Annotated in this window: 11 protein-coding genes; 5 read left to right on the top strand and 6 right to left on the bottom strand. The window is 41.3% G+C overall.

Features of this window, described 5'->3' with window-relative positions:
• Window positions 1-31 precede the first annotated feature (31 nt).
• Entirely contained in the window at window positions 32-2,587 is a 2,556-nt protein-coding gene (locus DIU38_RS04195; protein ID WP_112654172.1) for an outer membrane beta-barrel family protein, read from the bottom strand.
• Window positions 2,588-2,991: 404 nt separating this feature from the next.
• Here DIU38_RS04195 and DIU38_RS04190 point away from each other — a divergent pair, with 404 nt between their 5' ends.
• Together DIU38_RS04190 and DIU38_RS04185 are read left to right on the top strand one after the other, a co-directional pair.
• Window positions 2,992-3,978, top strand: a complete 987-nt coding sequence (locus DIU38_RS04190) for a sensor histidine kinase (protein WP_167516080.1) — start codon at window positions 2,992-2,994, stop codon at window positions 3,976-3,978.
• Complete coding sequence (locus DIU38_RS04185) at window positions 3,975-4,718, top strand: LytR/AlgR family response regulator transcription factor (RefSeq protein ID WP_112654174.1); 744 nt, start codon at window positions 3,975-3,977, stop codon at window positions 4,716-4,718. The genes DIU38_RS04190 and DIU38_RS04185 overlap by 4 nt, the downstream gene beginning before the upstream one ends.
• A gap of 272 nt (window positions 4,719-4,990) precedes the next feature.
• Here DIU38_RS04185 and DIU38_RS04180 read toward each other — a convergent pair whose 3' ends face one another.
• Window positions 4,991-7,540, bottom strand: a complete 2,550-nt coding sequence (locus DIU38_RS04180; RefSeq protein WP_112654175.1) for a glycosyl hydrolase 115 family protein — start codon at window positions 7,538-7,540, stop codon at window positions 4,991-4,993.
• Between the two features lie 425 nt (window positions 7,541-7,965).
• Here DIU38_RS04180 and DIU38_RS04175 point away from each other — a divergent pair, with 425 nt between their 5' ends.
• The 3 genes from DIU38_RS04175 to DIU38_RS04165 are packed head-to-tail and all read left to right on the top strand — an operon-like array spanning window position 7,966 to window position 12,988.
• Complete coding sequence (locus DIU38_RS04175; RefSeq protein WP_112654176.1) at window positions 7,966-10,098, top strand: alpha-N-acetylglucosaminidase; 2,133 nt, start codon at window positions 7,966-7,968, stop codon at window positions 10,096-10,098.
• Between the two features lie 53 nt (window positions 10,099-10,151).
• Complete coding sequence (locus DIU38_RS04170; RefSeq protein ID WP_112654177.1) at window positions 10,152-11,513, top strand: alpha-L-fucosidase; 1,362 nt, start codon at window positions 10,152-10,154, stop codon at window positions 11,511-11,513.
• A 17-nt stretch (window positions 11,514-11,530) separates the two neighbouring features.
• A complete protein-coding gene (locus DIU38_RS04165) occupies window positions 11,531-12,988 on the top strand; it encodes an alpha-L-fucosidase (RefSeq protein ID WP_243770820.1) in 1,458 nt (485 codons plus the stop codon).
• A gap of 325 nt (window positions 12,989-13,313) precedes the next feature.
• Here the strand turns inward: DIU38_RS04165 and DIU38_RS04160 are convergent, their stop codons facing one another.
• The 4 genes from DIU38_RS04160 to DIU38_RS04145 form a co-directional block, all read right to left on the bottom strand.
• Window positions 13,314-14,348 carry a LacI family DNA-binding transcriptional regulator gene (locus DIU38_RS04160; protein ID WP_112654178.1) on the bottom strand — a complete coding sequence of 345 codons (1,035 nt, stop codon included), beginning with the start codon at window positions 14,346-14,348 and terminating at the stop codon, window positions 13,314-13,316.
• Window positions 14,349-14,381: 33 nt separating this feature from the next.
• Window positions 14,382-15,899: a right-handed parallel beta-helix repeat-containing protein gene (locus tag DIU38_RS04155; protein WP_167516079.1), complete on the bottom strand. Its 1,518-nt coding sequence runs from the start codon at window positions 15,897-15,899 to the stop codon at window positions 14,382-14,384.
• A gap of 25 nt (window positions 15,900-15,924) precedes the next feature.
• A complete protein-coding gene (locus DIU38_RS04150; protein ID WP_112654180.1) occupies window positions 15,925-17,478 on the bottom strand; it encodes a right-handed parallel beta-helix repeat-containing protein in 1,554 nt (517 codons plus the stop codon).
• A 214-nt stretch (window positions 17,479-17,692) separates the two neighbouring features.
• The gene (locus tag DIU38_RS04145; protein ID WP_208057589.1) at window positions 17,693-19,027 is read right to left on the bottom strand and encodes an IPT/TIG domain-containing protein; all 1,335 of its coding nucleotides are present in this window, start codon (window positions 19,025-19,027) and stop codon (window positions 17,693-17,695) included.
• Window positions 19,028-19,091: the final 64 nt, after the last annotated feature.

The raw sequence follows: 19,091 nt of genomic DNA, 5'->3' as shown, positions 1-19,091 counted from the left end.
TTACTCAAAAATTTACCCTCAATATTGTCTATCAATTTTGCGCCCCTTGCCCATTACTGTCGCCCTGTTTTAAATCATCATTGTTAACGCCGCGTTTCTTCTTAGGCATCTGCGGACCAAAATTCATTTTACCGAAGTTATAGGCGAAGCTAACGCCAAAAGATCTGAACGGCACTGAGAACCTGCTGCTTTGACTGAGCGGGCCGCTATTGATATTGGAGGTAAAGTCTTTATAATCCTTAAATGGCTGCGTAATGTTCAAACCAATAGTTCCGCGTTTTTTCCAAACATCCTGCTTCAAACCTATCACCCATAAATTGAAAGAGGGGTTTGTTCCCTGGAAAGTTCTCCTTGCCGAGTTCTGGATCAAAAAAGTTTCGGCAGACAAAGCCTTGTTTATTTTTACTGTTCCGCTAATGAAGGCATTGTACTGAACATAGGTAGACTGGCTTGCCTGCTGAAGGCTGCTGATCACCTGCGGTTTATAGGTAAACGCATTAACGTTGCCCCGTATCGTGAGGACCTTGAACAGTTCTGTTGAGCCAAAGAAGGTTACACCAATGGAATTATTGTTACCCACGTTAAGGTAATTGGTGAGGGAAACATCCCTGGTAACCGGGTTCCCGTTATTATCCACCGTGGTGTAAGGCACCGTACGCACATAGCTTTCAATAATATCATCGGTCTTCCTATAATAGACGGAGGCATTGATAACACTGCTTTTGATGAAGGTAGAATAAGTCATTTCCACGGTCTGCGTAATTTCGGGCGACAATTCCGGGTTACCCTGCGTTTGGTTGAGAGGGTTGCTGGTATTCAGAAACGGGTTTAAATATTGCAGGCTCGGCCGTTGGATACGCTTACTATAGCTTAGTTTCAGCGTTTGGGTAGGCGTTAAAGCCTTTGAAATCACAAAACTTGGAATAAAGTTGGTATACGTATTATCAAAAGGTGCCAGGCCGGCACTGACATTGCCCGAATTTCCATTAATTTTTGTATTCTCTAACCGGGCACCTGCCTGTACAGTAAAACCATCTTTCAAATTTGCAGTAAGCAAGCCGTAGCCTGAGTACACATCCTGGTCGTAACTATAGGTGTTGGATGTGGCCGTATTAAATACATACGCGCCTGAAGCATCTGGATTAAAAAAATCGTATTCGCTGGAGATCCTCCTTAAAATACTTTTCGCACCTGTTTCCAGCTTAAATACCTTGCTGACCGGTAGTACGTAATCCAACTGGTAAGTATACTCATTATTGGTACCGTTATTAACCGCACGCTGGTTTTGGGTAAAAGCAGAATATTCTGACAGATAGTTTACATCTGATGTACCATGTGTCCATTGAAAAGCAAAGCTTAATTCTTCACCTTCCTTTTTAAACTTATGGGTAAAATCGTTATTCCAGTCAAAGTTGGAGACTTTGAATTCGTTGCTTGTTAAGGCTGTATAATCGATATTTCCCTCTGATGCAGAATTATTGCTATTTATCGAGTTACCTTTATTTTTAAATGCCCCTCCCCTAAGGCTAAAAGTAGAGTTAAACGTGTTTTGATCATTAAAATCATATCCCAAAGATGCCGAGCCATTGGTAAAATGACGATTTGATGTACTTTGCCCGTTTGACGAGGATGATGTACCCAGTTCGGTATTTCGACTGCTGAAGGATTGATAGGTGGTTTGCGGCCATCCAACGTTATAACCAAGGTTAGCTGTAATGCTTAATTTATTTTTGTTAAAATTGATATTTCCGCTCTCATTGTTTTGACGGGTGCCTATACCCATATTGATGGAGCCGCTTACACCGGCAACCTCCTTCTTCTTGGTAATAATATTGATGATGCCGGCCGAACCTTCCGCATCGTATTTAGCCGAGGGCGCCGTTATCACTTCAATATTCTTGATCTGATCGGAAGGCATGGATTTCAAAACGTCGCCCGCGTTGGTTACCAAAGCTCCTGAAGGCTTGCCATTGATCAGTATCCGTACGTTCTGATTTCCGCGGAGGGAAACATTGCCGTCCATGTCAACCGAAACCATGGGCACTTTGCGCAGGATATCAGAAGCATTGCCGCCGGCACTGGTCACATCTTTTTCTGCATTAAAAACTAATTTGTCAATGTGGTTCTCCACCAGGGCTCTTTGCCCGGTAACCTGAACATCAGCCAGCATCTTAGCGCTTGGCGAAACGATAATGTGCCCAAGGTTTCTGTCGGTTTTGGCTCCCGTTAAAACAACGCCGTCAATTGTTTTGGTGGAATAACCTATAAAAGCGATTTGGACGCGATAAGTTCCCGGGGCTACACCAGTGATTTTGAAACTCCCTTTCTGATCTGCCAGGCTACCGTTCACTGGAGCAGTTGTACCTGCTTTAAATAAGCTTACTGTCGAATAGTCAAGTGGCTTTTTAGTCAGGGAGTCTATTACGGTTCCGAAGATAGTTCCATTACCCATAGGGGCACCTGATGGCGGGCCTGCGGGCTGTTGGGCTTGCACGCTCCCTGCTGCCAATAAAAAACAGGTTATCAGTTTCAATGCCCGCAGGCTCGTTGTGTTTTTTAAGTTGAACTTGTAATTTTCAGTTCCCATATTCGAGATTTTGAAACAAAACAAAGTAAATACATTGATCAAAATCTACAGAATAGACGGATCGGCCTTAATAATAGACCAAACGAACGTTAGAGTCTATGGCCTTGTGATTGGAGGAATTTTCAATATAAGCTATAGATCAAAGTTGTCATTCTGTCTATTAATTCCTGTAAACCATCTATTCCTAAAAAAAATAAAAAAACATTTTGTCATTTGCAGCATCCCTGTGAGATGGGATTTAGTTGACTACTGTATTTGATACAGTATAGTGCGTTTTGCCTGAGAAACAAAACGCACTTTTTTTCCGCTATTTTTATGGTAAAATTCGCGATATGGCTTTTTCTGGCTTAAAGAAGATCTTTTTCTCAGTTCACTTTTATATAGTGGCCTGTTTATTAGCGTTAATGTTATTCCCATTATCCTGGCCCTTAAAACTCCCCGGTGAATTTTGGATCAAACAGGTATTGATACATTTGGTATGGGCAACATTATTCTATGCCAATCTGTTTTATTTTACGCCCCAATTGATTTACAAAAACAAGGCTGTATTATTTGTTCTTTTGATGATAGCTATTCTCGTCTCCGTTGTGTACTTAAACAATTGGTTAGATGAAGTAACCGGCTGGAAGGCTGTATTTACCAAAGTTTACAAAAACCCGGCTAAAAAATCATCTGACGATAACCATGTTTATAATTATTGGACTATCATAACTGCACTTGTTTTACTGGGAGTAAGCACAATCATCGCGGTCTCCAGGAAGATTAAGGCCGACCAGGAAGCCTTCCGTGCTACCGAACAGGAAAAAATCAGCTCAGAGCTTTCTTTTTTAAAAGCGCAGATCAATCCGCACTTCTTTTTTAATATCCTGCATACCATTTATGCACTCGCCGATAGCAACCCAGTGGCGTCTAAAGATGCAGTTTACACGCTTTCGCATATGATGCGTTATGTTATTTATGAAACCAAGAGCGATCTGACCGACCTGGAAAAGGAGATCAAATTTATTGAGGACTATATCAAGCTGATGAAGCTGAGACTGAGCGATGATGTACAGATCATTTTTGAAAAACAGGTCAACCTAAAAAATCATGAAATAGCCCCCATGCTTTTCCTGCCATTTGTTGAAAATGCCTTTAAGCATGGCATCAGCGGTGTACACCCAAGTTACATTTATATAGAGGTCAGCCAATCTGCCGAAGAGTTGAAGCTGGAGATCAGGAATTCACTTTTTGAAGAACAAACAGCTCAGTTGGAAGATAGTAATGGCATCGGTATTGTAAATACGAAAAGAAGGCTCGACCTGCTATATCCCGGGCGCTACACATTATCGGTTGACCGCGACTCCAATATCAGGGAATTCATTGTAAATTTAACTTTCCGATTCAAATGAAAATTGACTGCATAGCTGTAGACGACGAACCGATAGCTTTAAAGCTAATTACTTCGTACATTGAACAAACCCCGTTTTTAAATTTACAGGGGAGGTTCGGCAACGCTATCGAAGCGCTGAAAGCTATTCATCAACAACCCGGCCTTCAATTGATATTTTTAGACATCAGGATGGCCGACCTAAGCGGTGTTGAACTGGCAAGGATCATTGAGCAAACCGGAAAGAAAAAAGGTCCGCGCGTTATATTTACAACGGCTTATGATCAATATGCTTTAGAGGGCTTTAAGGTAAACGCGTTAGATTACTTACTGAAACCGTTTAGTTTTGTTGATTTTTCAAAGGCGGCTGCCAAAGCATATGATTATTTTGAGATTTTGGAAAGCGCTCAAAATAATATAACTCCCGGAACGCCTGTTGAAAAGAACTATATTTATCTTAAGGTTGATTATCAGCTGGTAAAAGTTAATATAGCAGACATCCTTTATATCGAAGGACTTAAAGATTATGTAAAGATTTTCCTGGCGAACCAGGATAAACCGTTATTGACCCTCACAAGCCTGAAAAACCTTGAAGAGAAACTCCCGGCCAGTATTTTCCTGCGAATCCACCGCTCATTTATCGTATCCAAAGAAGCAGTCAAATCCGTCACCAAAAATTCTGTCCAGATTGCAAATACTACGATACCGGTAACAGAACAATATAAAGAAGTTTTTGCCGCATTCCTGAAAGATTGGTCTTGATCATCATCTGTTGTCCATCAGGGGTTTAATATTCATGAGCCGGCATAACCCTCGTTTCTCCAAAACGGCTATACATGTTCCAATACAAATTTTACAGATCCTGCCATAAAGGAATGGAGCTTTGCATGGGTCGTAGGCGCCCATCGTACTTTGTGAAATACTTTAAGAAGCACACGCAGCAATCACCTACTGATTTCCGCAGGACGGTTTCCTGAATCTATCTTTTCTTTGGGGCCCGTCGGCTTTGGGGATAAATAAAAAAGTTAACGACGCTAATTTTTATAAAATGAAATTTTATCAATTACTACGCCAGGGTCGATAGCCCTGATAGATAATTTGTGTGTACCGGTGGTTAATGATGGTAAATCTATTAATGCACTAACGTAATTATTTCTAATACCCTGGTTACGGTTAGGTCCATTCTCATCTTCCTTACCATTTGACCCCGGCACTTCTGTTGTTGAAATAAATTTATTATCAACTAAAATGGCTACCCTTAATTGCATACCAGGATAAATTCTGAAAGTTGGCATAAAATCAATCCTCACCTTTGCTGAATTACCATCAGTTTTAAAATTGTAATTCAATGTTGGAGCTTTTACATCACCAGGTTTCCATGATAAATTAAGATTAACCGGTGTCAATGCCATAGCCCGGCCGCTATTGCCCAATCCCGTTATAACCGACCATTTTGCGGTTCCAGCTGTGGTTTGTTCATCGGCAGATGAAGCGTTTCTTGTTATATCCGCCTGAATTGTTTTTTTGGTGGTATCCGGTTTCCTGGTTTCAGCCCATGGCCATGCTACCTGGCTATTCCATGATAGAAGATTTTGACCGGTTACTGTTCCCGGCATCATATATTGCCATTTCCCCCCTGCTATTTTATTGTTGTAATTATCAACTTCGGATTCCAATGCTGCTTTAAGGCGATCTATCTCGACCTGATGGGCAGATTGATTTGCGCCATAAACAATTGCCCTGTCATGCATAAATATAAGTCCGGTTTCTGCCATGATACGGGCCGGAAAACCAATCATTTCTGCATAAGGATCTTGCTTATTTAAGGGTACAGACTTTGCTACAGAAGTTTCAAGATTTAATAATTTCTGATAATCAGCTTGTAATTGCATAGCTTCGTTATCTGACAAAGAAATAGCCCAATCACGATTCATTAATTCAGGTTTTCGTACTGTGCCTAAACGATAAAATTCTGTTAGCAAGTCGCTAAGCGTAGTTACATTTTCATTAAAATGTTCTGTAAGAAATGCTTTTAAAAATTGGGGTTGTGCATCCGTCTGTTGACTTTCCGGGTTCCATGATAAGCGTGAAAAATAGTCGATCCCCAATTCCATCGGTTTAACATCACCTACGTTGATCACCCACATCGTCCGGGCCTGATTTTCCCAGGCCTTATGAAACTCTTCCCACATCAATGCCGGGGCGGTAGAATTGATCCAGGTATACGAATGAGGACCACCGTAGTAAGATAAGTGCCAGTATAATCCACTACCGCCAGACCGCGTCCTTTCGGTTGGATTTGATAAGCGGCGAATGTATCCAAAATTGTCATCTACCCAAATCAGAGTTACATCATCAGGTACCTTTAAGCCGGCATCATACACAGGCAATACCTCTTTATAAGGAACAAAACATTGAGCAACAGGCCCCCATTGTTTATTGACGTATTGATTAATAAGATCTCGCTGGTCTTTAAATACCTTTTCTAAAAGGGTTATCCTTTCAGGTATACCTGACGGTGGCGATTCCATACCACGATCATGTATACCGCGTATACCCATTGTCCAAACTGCTTCTTTGTCTTTTCTGTCCTTTGCAGTTTCTTTCCAGTATTTATAAATACTATCAGGATTAGTGCTGTAATTCCAGGCACCTTTAAGTTTCTCGTTCCAATGCACGTTATTATACAGCATCGGTTCGCAATGTGATGAACCTGCAACAATACCATAATGATCGGCCAAAGCTACATTCTCGGGAGTATCGCCAAATTCTTTAGACACTTCATGCATAGCAGGCCAAATATAGTTGAGCCGCAAACGCAACATCAATTCAAATAATTTTTCATATGTTTTGGGGCCAATGCCATGTGCAAAATCTTTTTCAAAGTTTTTCCTCGCCCATTGATTTATTCCCCAGTCTTCATCATTAATAAAAATACCGCGATATTTAACTGCGGGTTCATCCCAAGTTGGTTTAGGTACGGAGATCGTAACTGTTTTTCTTTTAGCAGTAGGAACATCTGCCCACCAATGCCATGGCGATACACCCATTTTCCTTGAAATTTGTAAGAGCCCATAAACTGTCCCTCGTCTATCGCTTCCCACTATAATGAGCGCTTTTTTTACACCAGGTGCGGGGTTGTCAACTATTTGCCATAATGAAGCCTCCCAACGGCCTTTAATTTTAATAATATCTTTGACCTTGTGTGCAGCTATCAACCTATCAATAGCTGGGCTTTTACCAATAGTGCCGGCAATAATCATTTCAGCGGCGGGGTGTTGCAAAGTAGTAATAGCAGGCGAAGTTCCGGTAACCTGTTTTATATCGTCAGCAAAAAAGCCAGCCGCAAGTTTCACCGCCTGGTAATCAGAATTATCAATAGCTAAACTTATACTTTTTTGAGCAGTGGCCACTGTAATATCTGTTGATTTTGAGGCTAAAGCAGTTTTTACACTCAAATTTTGAGCACTAACGCTTATTGTTGTTAAGGTTACCAGTAAATGCAGTAGCGGTGTTGCTTTTAATATACTGCGGTTATAATATTTATAATAACTTATGCGGGTATTCAAGAGTGATTTTAACATTTATAATATTGTATCATGTGACCATATTAAAAATCAACCGAACTCGTGAGTTAAACCACCAGTTTGGTTAGGTTATTAACATCCGTAATTCTGCTCTAATTTAGCGCCTTTATTCCATTTTTCAGCGGCCGTTACAGGCCGTAGTTATCGGCAGTCCTTAGGTAACTGTAATATCGGCTACATTTTTTCGCCCTATCGTAAAATAACCCAGGCTGTTAATGTCAATCGGGGTTATCCAGGCAGGATTAGCATATCGCCCGCTCTATATTTGATAAAAAACAGTGAAAACTTACGCAAACGTTTGTCTTTACAGTAACAAACGTTTGCGTAGGTTTCAAGGCTCCAGGGCATAGAATTATGCATAATCTTTCCATTAAATTTTAGTTAGTTTCGGACATATTAACAGAAAAAACCAACAAATTTTTATGCGAAAACTAACCTGTCTGCTACTTTTATTATTGCCTATACAGCTTTTAGCGCAACAATTTGATCCTGTAAAAGCACTGGTTAAAAGGCGCGCTCCGTGGTTAAGCAACCATATCGTTTTTGAACCCTTAAAAAACACCAGTTCAGAAATAGTTGAACTGCAAACCATCAAGAATAAACTGGTTATCCATGCTTCAGGAGCCAATGCGGCAGCTGTTGGTATAAACTGGTATTTAAAATATTATTGCCATCGTTCTATGTCGCACATGGGTGATAACATGTCGCCCGTGTTTCCTATTCCTAATGTTAACAAAAAAGTAACCGTACAAGCTGCGGCCAAGTATCGTTATGCGTTAAATTACTGCACCTATAATTACACCATGAGCTTTTATAGCTGGCCCGACTGGGAACGGGAGCTTGACTGGATGGCGTTAAATGGTGTTAATACAATGCTTACTGTTGAAGGGATGGAAGCGGTATGGCAAAACACGCTGAGGAAAATAGGATACACTGAAAATGAAATTAACAGTTTCATTGTTGGGCCTGCTTATACCGCATGGTGGCTGATGGGAAATATTGAAGGCTGGGGAGGTCCCATGCCTCAAAGCCAGATAGACAACAGGAAGCTGATTCAACAGAAAATGATGAAGCGGATGCAGGAGTTGGGCATACAACCCGTATTGCAAGGTTTTTACGGCATGGTGCCAAGTTCATTGAAAAACAAAAGTAAAGCACATATCATTGATCAGGGTACCTGGGGTGCTTTTAAAAGACCTGATATACTTGACCCCACTGATCCTGAGTTTAGCCGCATTGCCGGCATCTACTATAGCGAAATTCAAAAATTATACGGTAAGAACATCTATTTTTTTGCCGGCGACCCTTTTCATGAGGGTGGTAAAACGGAAGGTGTTGATTTGAAAAAAGCAGGCACTGCCATACAGGCATCGATGCAAAATTACTACCCCGGTTCAACATGGGTATTGCAGGGCTGGCAGGATAATCCCAAGCAGGCCATGCTTGATGGCCTCGATAAAACAAAAGTATTGGTACAGGAACTTTTTGGTGAGTTTACCAATAACTGGGAAAAACGTAAGGCTTATGATAATACACCGTTTATATGGTGCAGCGTTAACAATTTTGGCGAACGGCCGGGTGTATACGGTAAACTGCAGCGCTTTGCCGATGAGGTATACCGTGCCCGTAATAGCACTTACAGCAATTATCTTAAAGGTGTGGGGATTATGCCTGAAGGCATCAATAACAACCCTCCTGATTATGACCTGATGCTTGAACTGGGCTGGCGCCAGGAACATGTGGATACCCGGAACTGGATCGATAAATACGCCCAATATCGTTATGGTAAAAGCGATGGGCATGCAAGTAACGCCTGGCAGGGATTTTTACAAACCATTTATCAAAGCCTTCCCGGTTACCAGGAAGGGGCTGGCGAATCTATTTTTTGCGCAAGGCCCGCACTTAAAGTTAAATCAATTTCCAGTTGGGGTACGCTCACCCGGAATTATGACACAGTTGCATTTGCGAACGCAGTAAAAGAATTTGCAAAAGCGGCGCCTGCTCTTAAAAATTCGGCTACTTATAAAATAGACCTCATCAATATGGTGCGGCAACTGCTGGCTAATAAAGGCACGCTCACATTTAATGAAATGGTAACTGCTTATAACAGCAAGAATCTGCAAACATTTAACGCAGCCAGCGCAAAATTCCTGCATATGATAAGGCTGACAGATGATCTCTTAAATACCGATCAATATTTCAGGCTCAACACCTATCTCAAACAAGCTATAGATAACGGCAATACCGCGGAAGAAAAAGCAAACAATTTAAAAAACGAATTAATGCAAATTACCTATTGGGGCGAAAATGTGCGTACCGAAGACAATCTGCATGAGTATGCTTATAAAGAGTGGGCCGGTCTGATGGATAGCTATTACTTGCCCCGCTGGGAGATTTATTTTGATTATTTGCGCAGCAATCTGCAAGGTAAAAACGTTCAGGAACCTGATTACTTTTCCTGGGAACGAAAATGGGTGGACGACAACCAAAAGCTAAATCCCGAAAAGCCTCAAAGGCCTTTACTGGAAGTGGTTGATGAAATTTTATCGATGTAAAACATCTCCTTTTTTAAACACGCTTTTTAAAACTAACGTCAGCTATCCGCCAAATGAAAAAAACGTTAACAGGTATTTTATTGGTTTTTATTGCATTTTCCCCTTTATATGCCCAAAAGAAAATAGGAACGGAAACACCCGAACAAAAAGCCAAACGTATGTCCTGGTGGACTAATGATCGCTTTGGTATGTTTATTCATTGGGGACTTTATTCGCAGGCGGCAAGGCATGAATGGGTAAAAAGATGGGAGCGCATGACGGATGCGCAATACCAGCCTTATTTTGATGAGTTTAATCCAGATTTGTTTAATCCCAAAGAGTGGGCAAAGAAAGCTAAGGCTGCCGGGATGAAATATGCTGTGCTTACCACTAAACATCATGAGGGGTTTTGCCTGTTTGATTCAAAATATACTGACTACAAGGCTACTAAAACCGCTGCTAAAAGAGACCTTGTAAAGGAGTTTGTTGATGCTTTTAGGGCCGAGGGTATAAAAATAGGGTTTTATTACTCACTGTTGGATTGGCACCATCCCGACTTTACCGTTGATGTTTTACACCCTTTGCAACCGGCAAGCGAAAAGGACGAGGATTATGATAAGCTGAACAAAGGGCGTGATATGGCCGGGTACCGTACCTATATGCACAACCAGATTAAAGAACTGCTTACCAATTACGGCAAAATTGATATGCTATGGCTCGATTTTTCGTACCCTGATAATGGCAAACATGGAAAAGGGGCCAAAGACTGGGGATCTGTTGAACTCGTTAAAGAAATAAAAAAACTACAGCCCAATATTATAATTGATAACCGCCTCGATTTAAATGAATACCAGGATGGTTGGGATTACCTGACACCCGAACAGGTAAATTTATCGGAATGGGTCAAAAAAAATGATTACAAAACCTACTGGGAAACTTGCCAAACGTTTTCTGGTTCCTGGGGTTATTTCCGCGACGAAAACAGCTGGAAAAGTACCACGCAATTAATTACCATGCTGATAGAGGCTGTAAGCAAAAGAGGTAACCTGTTGCTTAACGTGGGCCCTACTGCACGCGGTTTATTTGATAAACGTGCTAACGAAAGGCTGGACGGAATAGCAGCCTGGATGAAATATAACAGCCGCTCCATTTATGGATGTACCGAAGCTCCGGAAACCTTTGTAGCCCCGGAGCATACCCTGCTTACCTATAATGCAAATACCCGGCGCTTATACGTGCATTTGTTAGCATATCCCGGCAAAACACTTACATTACCAGGCTATAAGGATAAAGTAAAATACGTTCAGTTTTTACATGACGCGTCGGAGATACAACAGGATAGCAAATTAAAAGACACAGGTAACGACCTGATATTAAATCTACCGGAAACCAAGCCCGATAGTGAGATACCGGTAATTGAATTGGTTTTAAATTAATGTTTGCTCATCTACCTATGAAAGCAAAACTATCAATGTATTATACCATCATGATCCGAAAACTTTTACCTTGCCTGTTTATTTTAGGATGCAGCCAGGCGGCATTGGCACAAAACGAACATAAAATGTCAGATACGTACCAGCTTCCTAAAGATTCGCTGGTACGGCAAAAACTTGCCCGCTGGCAAGACCAAAGGTTTGGTTTATTTATGCACTGGGGGACATACAGCCAATGGGGTGTGGCCGAAAGCTGGACTATTTGCCCTGATGACTGGGTTACGCGTACCGGCCCCTATAGCAATGATTATTTCACTTATAAAAAAGCATACGAAAACCTCCAAACCACTTTCAACCCCGTCAATTTTAACCCCGAAAAATGGGTTAAAGCGGCCAAGGCTGCGGGGATGAATTATGTGGTATTTACCACTAAACATCACGATGGTTTTAGCATGTTTAATACTAAACAAACAGATTATAAAATTACCGACCCTAAAACTCCATTTTCGAAAAACCCGCGAAGCAATATAACCAAAGAAATATTCAATGCCTTCCGTAAAGACAATTTTATGATCGGGGCATATTTCTCAAAACCCGACTGGCATAATGAAAATTATTGGTGGCCTTACTTTCCTCCTAAAGATCATAACGTTAATTACGATCCGCAACGATATCCTGAGCGCTGGCAAAAATTTAAAGATTTCACCTACAACCAAATTGAAGAATTAATGACCGGCTATGGTAAAATAGATATTCTATGGCTCGATGGAGGCTGGGTAAGGCCATCTGTTACAAAGGACAACGACCCGCAACACTATAACCAGGATATTGACATGGCCCGGATAGCAAAAATGAGCCGCAGCTATCAGCCGGGTTTGATTATGGTAGACAGGACGGTGACCGGCGAATTTGAAAACTATACTACGCCCGAACAGGAAGTACCAGACAAGCCCTTATCCTACCCATGGGAAACCTGTATGACCATTGGTAAATACTGGAGTTATGTTCCTGATGACGAATTTAAGCCCAGTCGTCAATTGGTACAAACGCTGATAAAAATAGTTTCAAGGGGAGGTAACCTCTTGCTTAATATAGCCCCCGGACCGGATGGCGACTGGAATCCGATTGCCTATCAAAGGTTACAGGACATTGCGAATTGGATGAAGATTAACGAAAAAGGAATTTACGCTTCCGAACCTGTTATACCTTATTCTGTTGGGAACATATATTTTACAAGGTCAAAAACAAAAAACAAATTATATGCCTTCTGGCTATCAGAAAAAGATAATGTAACCCTTCCGGCCGAGGTAAGTTTCCCTGTAAACAATATTAAACGGATTAAAAAAGTAAGCCTGTTGGGCAACTCTGAAAAGTTAAAATGGGCCTATCAAAATGGGCAGTTGAGCATTCAAATTCCCAAATCTTTACAAAAGAGCAGCATATTAAAGTATAGTGACACTTTTGAATTGGAATATTAACTTTTGAATTGGAATATTAAAGAGTATACAAACAACAAGCCTATCAACCTCTGCCTTATAAATTCAAAAAAAACGAGGCGGTATGATGAGCCTCGCTTTTTTGGGATTTTTCAGATACTAAGCGATATATAGTGTTGGGTTGGATTTACCCTGTTAACAAAGAGGGGTTAACAGGGTTAACAGAATTCAGGGCCAGCATTCACATATATATTTAACAATCAACTTATTAAGTGTAATTTCTAAAAAATATGTAAACCCCTTTTTGTATAAATATTACCCGCTAATGCTTTATGCAAATCGAAATTGGGACTTTTATAACCTTACCCTATACATTGGTACGCCCTCTATGAGACACCATACTGGAATCAAATACCGCATGATGGAAAACCGGGGTTAACGACGCTTCACTGATGCGATCATCAATTATTTTAAAAAGTATTTCGGCCGCTTTTATGCCCTGCTTTTGGGGAAATTGTTCAATGGACGCCATTGGGGCATTATCCATAAAACTCCAAATAGGAGAATTTGCAAAACTGACAAAGCTAATATCGTGATTGGGAGCCAGATTATAGTTCTTCAACAACTTAATTGCATCACGGGCCACATAATCGTTAAAAGTGATAATAGCTGTAGGTTTATTTGCTAAAGATAATAGCCGCCGCATAGCATAAGTATTTTGCGCCGACGACAGATCCGAAGAGACTATCAGGTCAGCATTTACTGCTATCTGATATTTATCAAGCCCCTGCTTATAAGCATCCAGGCGCTCTTTACTTGCGGCCAGTTGCGATGGACCATTAATTAACCCAATACTACGATGCCCTTTTTCTATTAAACAATCAATGGCTTGTAACATTCCCGATTGGAGATTGCAAGCCGAGTAATGAATATCTTCCATGCCAGGAATACGGTCAAAAAACACAACAGGAATGTTATATTTTTTCAATTGTTCAAACACTTCATAATTCGTGGTATTTTTGCTTATCGAAATGATAATGCCATCTAACCGATGGGTTTTCATTGTTTCCAGGATACGTTTTTCCTTATCAGGGTTTTCTAACGATTGCCCAATAAAAACGTTATAATTCCTTTTGCTGGCGTAATCTTCTATCCCACTAAGGGCCGAAGAAAAAAAAGCGTCAGAAAAATCCGGAACAATTACACCAATAGTTAATGTTTTTCGTTGTTTAAAAAATACAGCTGTTTGATTTCGCTCATAATTTAGTTCGCTTGCTACCTTATTAACCCGCATGGTAGTAACAAGGCCAATGCTGGGATGACCATGAAGAGCACGCGACACTGTTGAAGGGCTTACTTTTAAGCGTTTAGCTATCTCTTTAATTGTGGGAATCTTTTCCATTTTGTAATCAAGATTAAAAACAATGGGTATTGATTATTGATATGCCCCTTTACTTATCTGCTTATTTACGATACGCGTATTACCATCAAAATCAACCGTACCGTTAACGCCATCAGATATCACCTGGCCGCTATTTTTTGCTACTGACGATGATTGCAGGTGAAAATCGAGGCCGGATGTATTGACAAATAAAGGATCGGTGCCATATGTTGAACTGGCGTCCCCGCCGCAGGCTGCCTTCCATAAATTATAGTCGGTATAGGGCACGCCGTTCCAGGTCCACTGCGCGGGGCCTGTGGTGTAATACAGGTTATAATCTATGATATTACCCGATCCCCGGTTGGTATACTTATGAATAAACATATCTGATGCCCCGCCATAAATGATGTTATTTTTTATAACGTTGTTAGTACAATCTTCCCTGATGCTTATCTCCCCTTCTATTTCGCCAAAGGCACCTAATGCCTGGTTGTTATTATACAAGGTATTGTTTACTATAGCCGAGTTGCTTGTACCACCACCTGTGTAATTTAAATACCCACCCATATAAATCCCGGAGCACCAACAGTTAAATACCAGGTTATTCCTTATAGTAACACGGTCGGTAGGGAATCCATTGGTTTCGCTCACTGCGCCAATCCCCCTATCTGTAACAGACACCCTGTTTTTCTCTACTATCACATTTCTGCCGCCATCTACATAAATACCTATGGCGCCATGTCCACCAAGCGGCCCCCTTTTGCTTTCAATGTTATAGAGAGTGTTGCCGCTGATAACACCATTACGGGCATAGTTAAGTGCCGGATCAGTATTTGCTGCATAGCCTCCTGCTGCAGCTATCCCAATATTTTGAGCATTATAAATGGTATTATTGGTGATGGTAAAACCGTCAACATAGCCATTGATGGTTAAATTTTCGCCGTACCCGGTTTTACAGTCATGGATTGTATTCCCGGTAACGGTAATATTAGTTACGGGATCGGTAGTATTCCCGATGATCAGTATAGCATTTCCGCCTCCATTGAGCGGGAGCTGAGTATAATCAATACCGTATACCGTATTGTTTTTTATAATAATGTAGTCGGATCCACCTTCAACCATAATGGCTTTGGGATCGCCGGTTGCGGTTTTAAGATTGCGTATTTCGAAGCCATCTACAACAATAAACTTTGCCTTATCAATAGTTATCAGTGCTTCCCTCCCGTTAACGCTAAAGGCACTGCCATCAATTATAGGTGTTTCGCCATGGTAAGCTTTCAACGTAATATACTTATCCTTTATTCCCGATTTGGGAAACACTACTTTTTCGCTATATACTCCACCCCTTACCATTACGGTATCGCCGGGAATGGTATGGGAAAGCGCGTTATTGATAGTTTGAAAAGGTGCGTCAATTGTTCCTTTATTTGACTCTAACCCGTTGGCAGCTACGTAATAAACATGAGTGTTTCCGGTAGTTGTAACATTACCGCCCGCATCGTTCTTTTTGCTGCAGCCAAACGCCTGTACGGCAAAACCAAGCATTAAAAAAACATTGACATTACATTTCATAAGCATACTTTTTTAATTAAACATCTTACTGCTGTGCGCCTTTACTTATCTTATTATTTACAATGCGTGTATTTCCGTCAATATCCGTAGTGCCATTTATATCAGCAGAGATTACATTTCCCGTATTTTTTGCAGGCGAGGCCGATTGTATATGGAGATCGGGCGACGAGGTGTTCAGCAAAAGAGGGTCTTGCCCATTTGTTGAATTGGCATCGTTACCGCTAACTGCACGCCAGGCATTTAAATCGGTATATGGTGCGCCGTTAGTACTGTTCCAGATCCATTGGGGAGTGCCTGTGGTATAGTATAAATTATTGTCAATAATGTTATTGCTGCCTGTTGTGGTATACTTATGAATAAATACGTCAACGGGCCTTGCATAAACTATGTTATTTTTGATCACGTTATTGTCGCAATGCTCCGTAAGCCTGATCTCTCCTTCAATTTCGCCAAAAGCGCCTGGCACACGGTTATTCTGATATAAGGTATTATTTACGACGTAACAGTTTTTAGTTCCGCCGGATGTGTAGTTCAGATAATCGCCCATGTATATACCTGTGCGATAGCAGTTATATACAAAATTATTTCGCACGATGGTGGTTTTGGTTGCATACACGTTGCTTTCACTTACCAGTCCTATCCCCCGGTCGCTGTTGTATACTGTGTTTCTTTCGATAATGGTATTAGCACCGCCACAAACATAAATGGAGATAGCACCGTACCTGTCGGGGCCCCAGGTTTCCGGGGTCCTGGTCATGGTATTATCGTGAAAAATATTATCACTGATCACGCCATTGCGGGCATAGTTGGTAGCTACATCTCCCTTGGGATTTAAACCATCACCACCGGCAACAATTATCCCGATGTTTTCTGTATCATATACTTTATTATGGCTAAAAACAAAGCCGTCAATATTACCGGCCAGCGTTACATTTTCACTTGTACCGGTCTGCGTATCATGTACAGTACAATGCGTAATAACCAGGTTAGTAATGGCATCAGTTCCGTTACCAATTGCCAGTATAGCGTGTCCGCTTCGCCAGTCGTTCAGGGATGCGTTGTTCTTTATGTTATAAATGTTGCAGTTTTTGATAGTGATATCGTGCGAATTGCCATTGATGGCGATCCCTTCAGGATCGGTATTAAAAGTTGAGCTTGTGAGATTGCAGATATCAAAGCCATCCAATGTTATATATCTTACATTGCTCAGTGTAACCAGCGGCACCCAGCCCGAAACAATTATTTTACTACCGTCTATCATCGGCCTTTCGCCGGGGTAAGCCTTCAATGTGATCAATTTATCCATTGCCCCCGATTTAGGAAACACCACCTTATCATAATAGCTGCCACCTCTAACCATAACGGTATCACCGGGCAAGGCATGATCTAAGGCGGCATTGATGGACTGGAAAGGGGTATTGATTTTACCCGAATTAGCATCAGAGCCATTCACCGATACATAGTAGATATGTGTATTACCCGTTGAAGTGATTACGTCATTACCCACCGTTTTTTTGCTGCAAGCCATTGCCTGAATGGCAAAAGCGGGTATTAAAAAGATATTTATATAATGTTTCATTAAATTTATTCAAAAAGTGGGGCTATCCTTTGTTTAAGTTTATTCGCACTTAAAACCGCGCAGTACCTGCCCGTAGCAGAAACACGTTTCTGCTACGGAGTACCCTTAAATAAACCCAAACAATTATTAACTACTACTCATATTTATCCCGGACAACAAGGATATGCCTGGGTTGAAAAATAAACTGTGATAGTATTTTTAAAAAGGATCGTTATTATTCCGAAACTATTTTTCTTATCCGGTTGTTGTTTTTATCTAAAACATATACGGTTCCATTCTTATCAACAGCAACACCGGTTGGCCCGCTGAAAAGCGCAGATCCTCCTATCGCATCAGCATAACCTGCTGTACCGCTGCCGGCAAAGGTGCTTACATCAAAAGTATTGGCCTGTATAAAGCGGATACTTTGATCGGGGTTATAGCTGCCGCCGTCCCATGTTCCGTTGCCTGCTACATAAATATTATTGCTGTTATCAACCGCGATACCCCATGGATAAGCAAATTTTGCAGTCGTAGCGGCTCCGTTTAAATAACCAGAAACACCAAGTTGCCCTGCTATGATGCTACCGTTCCAGTTGCCGGCACTGAACTTCCTGATAACCTGGTCGCCGTTAACTGATACATATAAGTTACCGGCTTTGTCAAATTTGATTCCTGCAGGGTAATTAAGGCCGGATATAACCTGTTTGGTAGTCCATTGAGCTGATACCTGATAGATGTTTCCGGGGCTGGAGCAACTGGAGTAATAAACAAAACCCGTTGTTTTGTCGACAGCAACACTCCATGGCGATTGGTTTCCCCAAGCCCAGGTAGTTGCAGTACCATCGGGACTTATTTTACGAATATCATAATTTCCCGGATCGACGGAATATACATTTCCCTGGGCATCAACGGCAACATCGTAAGGTAGGGAGAAATTTGCCGCGCCCCCTTTACCATCCGCGTAACCCGAAACCTGGGGATTACCGGCGAGTGTAGATACATTACCTGCCGTATCAATTTTCCTGATGCAATGATTTCCGGGATCGGCAACATAAACATTCAGGTTGTCATCAACCGTCACCCCGCAGCTTCTGTACCAGCTTTGCCCGCTAAAATCAAACATAGCATCTGTTCCTTTACCGTTTGCAAAGCCTGCTTTACCTGATCCTGCCAGGGTGGTTACAGTCCTGGTATATTGGTATGTAAAATTATCGGTGCTTGTTGCGGTTCCTTTTCCAATAGTTACAACTATGGGCCCGGAACCTGCTTTCTTAGGCACCACTACCATCATTTGTTTGGTGTTGGCACCAATGACCTTCAGTTTGAACCCATTCAGGGTAACCGAAATTTGCGAGGTATCTGTTGAAAAGTTAGTACCGGAGATCAATACTTCGGTACCACCGCTACCTTGTGCCGGGATAAATGTACTGATACTGATAGGCGATGCAGGATCATGTGCAGGAACTTTTTCTTTTTTACAGCTCACAAAAGCTATCATTATAAAAAGCGCCCCGGCAAACAGGTATTGATTGATGCCTTTTGCCAATATATTTATGAATGTTTTCATTTGAATAATTACGGTTTAATTATTTATTTCCAGACCTTTTACCCTTGTTGGGTTAACAAGAATC

The organism is Mucilaginibacter metallidurans (genome assembly GCF_003286435.2).
Lineage (GTDB): Bacteria > Bacteroidota > Bacteroidia > Sphingobacteriales > Sphingobacteriaceae > Mucilaginibacter > Mucilaginibacter gossypii.
Note: the sequence above shows the minus strand (reverse complement) of the source record. Positions and strands in the feature narration are given on the sequence as shown.